The organism is Zhongshania sp. (assembly GCF_041623545.1).
Lineage (GTDB): Bacteria > Pseudomonadota > Gammaproteobacteria > Pseudomonadales > Spongiibacteraceae > Spongiibacter.
The window spans coordinates 1-5,818 of the sequence record NZ_JBFJWS010000200.1 but is presented as its reverse complement, the minus strand read 5'-3'; the positions used below and the strand labels follow the sequence as shown (position 1 = coordinate 5,818).

Genomic DNA, 5,818 nt, shown 5'->3' with positions numbered 1-5,818 from the left:
CCAATAAAGACAATATTTTCAGCGGCGCAGCGCCGGCAGAAGGCCGCGTTTTCTGATAAGAACCCGTAGCCTGGGTGAATCGCCTGTGCGCCGGTTTTAATGGCCGCGCCAATGATTTTATCGATGTCGAGATAGGATTCCCGCGCTGGCGCCGCGCCAATATAAATGGCCTCGTCGGCCATGCTTACATGCAGGGCGTTGCGGTCGGCGTCGCTGTAGACGGCAACGGTACGCACGCCCATGCGGCGGGCAGTTTTGATAACGCGGCAAGCGATTTCGCCGCGGTTTGCTATTAGTATTTTATCAAACATGATTGCGTTTCCACTCTTTGGAATACGGAAATTTCGGTTGTGTAGCCCATAGCTGGTGTCGGTGTTTTACATTCTGAACACGCCGAATTTGGTGTCTTCTATTGGCTTGTTGAGGCTGGCTGACAAACTCAAACCTAAGACCATGCGGGTGTGAGCGGGGTCGATAACGCCGTCATCCCATAAGCGTGCCGAGGCATAGTAGGGGTGGCCCTGTTCTTCATAAGTGTCGAGGATAGGTTGTTTAAAGGCCTTTTCTTCTTCAGCTGGCCACTCTTTGTTCTCGCGCTCGAATTGGTCGCGTTTTATTTGTGCCATTACCCCGGCGGCTTGCTCACCACCCATTACCGAGATGCGGGCATTTGGCCACATAAACAAAAAGCGGGGGTCGTAGGCGCGGCCGCACATACCATAGTTGCCGGCACCAAAAGAACCGCCGATCAAAACCGTGAGCTTAGGCACTTGCGCGCAGGCGACAGCGGTAACCATTTTGGCGCCGTGCTTGGCGATACCGCCTGACTCGTATTGCTGACCTACCATGAAGCCGGTGATATTCTGCAAAAAAATCAGCGGAATTTTACGTTGGGCGCACAACTCAATAAAGTGCGCACCTTTCTGGGCCGACTCAGAAAACAAAATACCGTTATTGGCGACAATGCCGACTGGGTAGCCAAAAATGCGGGCAAAGCCGCAGATTAGGGTGGTGCCGAATAGCGCTTTAAACTCATCAAAATCGGATGCGTCTACAATACGCGCGATAATTTCCCGCACGTCATAGGGCTTACGGCTATCTTTGGGAACGATGCCGTAAATTTCTTCTGCGGGGTAGGCAGGTTCTTCACTGGGCGCGACATCGAGAGAAATCGGTTTGCGACGGTTCAAGCGTTTAACCGCATTGCGCGCCAATTGCAGGGCGTGGTGGTCGTTTTGGGCGTAGTGGTCGGCCACCCCAGAAGTGCGGCAATGCACGTCGGCACCGCCGAGATCCTCGGCGCTAACGACTTCGCCCGTTGCTGCTTTCACCAAGGGCGGCCCGGCCAAAAAGATGGTGCCCTGTTCGCGCACGATAATGGATTCGTCAGCCATGGCGGGAATGTAGGCGCCGCCCGCTGTGCAGCTGCCCATGACCACCGCAATTTGCGGAATGCCCATTGCTGACATATTGGCCTGATTAAAAAAGAAGCGACCAAAGTGTTCGCGATCTGGAAAAACTTCGTCTTGTTGGGGCAGGTTGGCGCCGCCGGAATCCACCAAATAAATGCACGGCAGATGATTTTCTTGGGCAATGGCTTGTGCGCGCAGGTGTTTTTTCACAGTGAGCGGAAAATAGCTGCCGCCTTTGACGGTGGCATCGTTGGCGATAATCATGCATTCTTGACCGCAGACACGACCGATGCCGGTGATGATACCCGCTGCGGCAATATCGTCGTCATACACTTTGTAAGCAGCGAGTTGCGATAGTTCTAGAAAGGGCGCGCCGACGTCAACTAAGGCACTGATGCGCTCCCGGGGCAGCAATTTACCGCGCTCGGTGTGGCGGCGCTGGGATTTTTCCCCACCGCCTAAGCTATTTGTCGCAACAATCTTTTGTAGATCCTCGACTTGAGCTCGCATATGCGCGGCATTCTCAGCAAAGCCGGGGTCGCGGGTATTAATTTTGGATTTGAGTACGGTCATGTTCCATGTGCCCTTTCAGTTCGCTGGGTCGTTTGTTATCAATATTTTTTGGCTTTTACATTGTTTCTTTAAACAATTCGCGGCCGATTAACATGCGGCGAATTTCCGAGGTGCCTGCGCCAATTTCGTAGAGCTTGGCATCGCGGAGGAGTCGGCCGGTGGGGAATTCATTGGTGTAGCCATTGCCGCCTAAAGTCTGAATGGCCTGCAACGCCATTTGCGTGGCTTTTTCAGCGGTGTACAGAATCACGCCAGCGGCATCTTTGCGACTGGCTTCGCCGCGATCGCAGGCGCGAGCCACGGCGTATAAATAGGCGCGACTGGCATTGAGTTCGGTGTACATATCGGCGAGCTTGCCCTGCATGAGCTGAAATTCACCAATACTTTGGCCAAACTGTTTGCGGTCGTGTAAATAAGGCACGACCACGTCCATGCAGGCCTGCATGATGCCGGTGGGGCCGCCAGATAAAACGGTGCGCTCAAAATCGAGGCCGCTCATTAAGACTTTAACGCCTTCACCTTCTTTGCCAAGAATATTTTCGGCGGGGACTTTGCAGTCTTCAAACACCAGTTCGCAGGTGTTGGAACCGCGCATGCCGAGCTTGTCGAGCTTAGGGGAGCGGGAAAAGCCAGGGTAGTCGCGTTCCACAATAAATGCGGTCATGCCCCGTGGGCCGGCTTCCATATCGGTCTTGGCGTAGATCACATAGGTGTGGGCATCGGGGCCATTGGTGATCCACATTTTATTGCCGTTGAGCACGTAGTGGTCGCCTTGTTTTTCGGCCTTGAGTTTCATGCTCACGACGTCGGAGCCAGCATTGGGTTCCGACATGGCGAGTGCGCCAATGTGTTCACCAGAACACAGCTTGGGCAGGTATTTTTCTTTTTGGGCTTGATTGCCGTTTTTGTAAATCTGGTTTACGCAGAGATTGGAGTGAGCACCATAAGAAAGGCCCACCGAGGCTGAGGCCCGGCTGATTTCTTCCATGGCAATAACGTGGGCTAAATAACCCATATCGCTACCGCCAAACTCTTCGCTAACGGTAATGCCGAGCAGTCCCATATCACCCATTTTGCGCCACAGATCCATGGGGAAGGCATTGTCTTTGTCGATGCTTTCGGCGCGTGGGGCAATTTCTGCTTGAGCAAATTGATAGCTAGCATCGCGTAACATATCGATGTCTTCGCCAAGGCCAAAATTCAATGTGGGGTAGGAGCTGCTCATAAATGGTTTACCTTAAATAATGTAATTAAAATATTTGCTAACGATGTGTTGGCAGTTTGATTAGCCAGCTTTACTTTGTTGTGGTTTCATTTCAGCGAGTGCCTGTACACAGCGTTCTTCCGCTTCATTCAGTTCTTCGAGCATAGTTTCAATATCCCGCAATTGCTCTTTGAGAAGAACCTGACGTTCGCGAATTTTACTAATGAGCTTCATCAGCTGGGGGCTGTTGTCGTGCTCGGGCTGGTACATTTCGATAATGTCTTTGCTGTCTTCCAGCGACAAGCCCATGCGTTTGCCGCGAATGATCAGCTTGAGCTTAATCCGGTCGGCGGCACTGTATACCCGGGTTTGACCCTTTCGCTCAGGGTTGAGTAGGCCCTTCTCTTCGTAAAAGCGAATGGTGCGGGTGGTGACGTCAAAGTCCGATGCTAAATCAGAAATGCTGTAGGTTCGGTGTGCCATAGCGTTTGTGTAAGTGGAAATAGTTAGTCGTTACTCTACTTCTAGTTTACGTTAACGTCAACTTTGGGCGTGCGCAGTTTAAACCTTATCTGGTGCGAGTGAGGCTCTGTATTCCCATTTTTGAAGTGGCGGTGCAGCATGTCCTGCGCTAGCAAATGAAATAATTCTTTCCAAAATGCGGTATACTGGTCGATCCAGCTCCCATTTTATTGATAACAGGGTTAATCAGCTCGCAAGGGTGGACACTTTGTCGCATATTAGCTTTGTAAGGATCCTATTGTAATGCAAGATAAAATCACCCTAATACTTGATTATCTGAACGAAAATCAGACCCGCTGTAGCAATAACGCGGCAGCTAAAGCATTAGGTATTACAGCCCCCGAACTTAAGAAGTTGCTCGGCAAGCGTCGACCTGAAACCTCGTGGCTCGTTAATGCCAGCACCGGTGAGCCAGCAGGCTACTCCGCGGAAGAAAAGCACGATGAACTTTACCGTGTTAGCCGTATTATTAAATCTGCTGAAGTGCTGACGCGAAATTTAGATTTATAGGCGATACGTGCGGTGCTGATTAGCTCTTGCTCTTTTGGGAGTGAGTGCTGACAGTGGTGGACGCATAGTCCCTATGTTAGCGCCCGTCAGGTATCGCTACATCCAGTCCTAATAAATCTATGGCCACCGCTTCGGCCACTTTAATTCCATCAATACCCGCAGACAAAATCCCCCCCGCATAACCTGCGCCTTCACCGGCCGGGTAAAGTCCCTTGGTGTTGAGGTTCTGGTAATCGCGACTGCGTTTTATGCAGATTGGCGACGAGGTGCGAGTCTCAATACCGGTCAGTATGGCATCGTTCATGGCAAAGCCTTTAATTTGTTTGTCAAAGGCGGGGATGGCCTCGCGAATCGCGGCATTCGCAAAATCGGGTAGGGCGAGGCTTAAATCTCCTAAGCTCACGCCTGGCTTGTAGGACGGAATGACTTTGCCTAGCTCTGTCGAGGGGGTGTTGCGCAAGTAATCACCCACTAACTGGGCGGGCGCATCGTAGTTCTCGCCGCCCAGTTGGTAGGCTAGGCTTTCGAGTTTACGCTGTAAGTCTATGCCTGCCAGCACATGTTCGGGATAGTCTTTTTCGGGTTCAATACCGACAACAATAGCGGCGTTGGCATTACGTTCGTTGCGCGAATATTGCGACATGCCATTGGTAACGACTCGGCCCTCCTCTGAGGTGGCGGCGACCACTGTGCCGCCGGGGCACATGCAAAAACTGTAAACACTGCGGCCATTTTTACAATGGTGAACCAGCTTGTAATCCGCGGCGCCGAGTATGGGGTTGCCAGCATTATCACCGAAGCGGGCGGCGTCGATCACAGATTGGGGGTGCTCGATGCGGAAACCGATCGAAAAGGGTTTAGCTTCGAGATAGACCCCTTGCTCTAAGAGCATTGTAAAAGTGTCGCGGGCGCTATGGCCCACCGCCAAAATAATATGGCGGCTGGCAAGGTGGCTGCCGTCGGCAAGCGTCACACCGGTGACTTGACCAAATTCGCCATCGCCTGTTTCGCGGTGTAGGGTTTCGACCTTGCTATTAAAGCGAATCTCACCGCCAAGGCGGGTTATTTCGGCGCGAATATTCTCCACCATTTTGACGAGTTTGAAGGTGCCGATGTGGGGTTTGCTGACCATCAGTATTTCTTCTGGCGCACCGGCCTTCACAAACTCCGTCATGACTTTGCGGCCGAGAAAACGGCGATCTTTGACCTGGCTGTAGAGCTTGCCGTCGGAGAAGGTGCCGGCACCACCCTCACCATATTGAACATTCGACTCGGTGTTGAGTTTGCGCTCTCGCCACAGTCCCCAGGTGTCTTTGGTGCGTTGGCGCACATCTTGACCGCGGTCGAGCACGATGGGTTTTAAGCCCATTTGTGCCAATACCAGTGCCGCCAAAATGCCGCAGGGCCCGAAGCCGATAACAATGGGGCGCTGTTGTTCGGCAGCCGGGAAGTCGCTAGGCGCTTGGCCAACAAAGTGGTATTGGGTGTCGGGGCTGGGGCCGATATGAGGCTTGCCGGAAAATTGTGCTAATACTCGTTGTTCTGAATCGGCCGTTAGCTCGATATCCAGCATATAAATAAGCAGGATATTGTGCTT

At 52.3% G+C, this 5,818-nt stretch carries 6 protein-coding genes; 1 reads left to right on the top strand and 5 read right to left on the bottom strand.

The window, feature by feature from the left end; translation table 11 throughout:
* The 4 genes from ABYT30_RS14375 to ABYT30_RS14360 all read right to left on the bottom strand — a co-directional run.
* On the bottom strand, positions 1–311 hold a 311-nt coding region (locus ABYT30_RS14375), incomplete at its 3' end, for a biotin carboxylase N-terminal domain-containing protein (protein WP_373097200.1).
* A 66-nt stretch (positions 312–377) separates the two neighbouring features.
* Positions 378–1,985, bottom strand: coding sequence for a carboxyl transferase domain-containing protein (locus ABYT30_RS14370; RefSeq protein ID WP_373097199.1), 1,608 nt, complete (start codon positions 1,983–1,985; stop codon positions 378–380).
* 55 nt (positions 1,986–2,040) lie between these two features.
* A complete protein-coding gene (locus ABYT30_RS14365) occupies positions 2,041–3,210 on the bottom strand; it encodes an isovaleryl-CoA dehydrogenase (RefSeq protein WP_373097196.1) in 1,170 nt (389 codons plus the stop codon).
* 60 nt (positions 3,211–3,270) lie between these two features.
* Positions 3,271–3,672, bottom strand: coding sequence for a MerR family DNA-binding transcriptional regulator (locus tag ABYT30_RS14360; RefSeq protein WP_373080666.1), 402 nt, complete (start codon positions 3,670–3,672; stop codon positions 3,271–3,273).
* Positions 3,673–3,954: 282 nt separating this feature from the next.
* Here ABYT30_RS14360 and ABYT30_RS14355 point away from each other — a divergent pair, with 282 nt between their 5' ends.
* Positions 3,955–4,221 (top strand): hypothetical protein, encoded by a 267-nt coding sequence (locus tag ABYT30_RS14355; RefSeq protein ID WP_373080664.1) that lies wholly within the window; start codon positions 3,955–3,957, stop codon positions 4,219–4,221.
* A 76-nt stretch (positions 4,222–4,297) separates the two neighbouring features.
* On the opposite strand, the gene ABYT30_RS14350 is transcribed toward ABYT30_RS14355, so the two are convergent.
* A partial coding sequence (locus tag ABYT30_RS14350; RefSeq protein WP_373097194.1) for an NAD(P)/FAD-dependent oxidoreductase occupies positions 4,298–5,818 on the bottom strand: 1,521 nt, incomplete at its 5' end.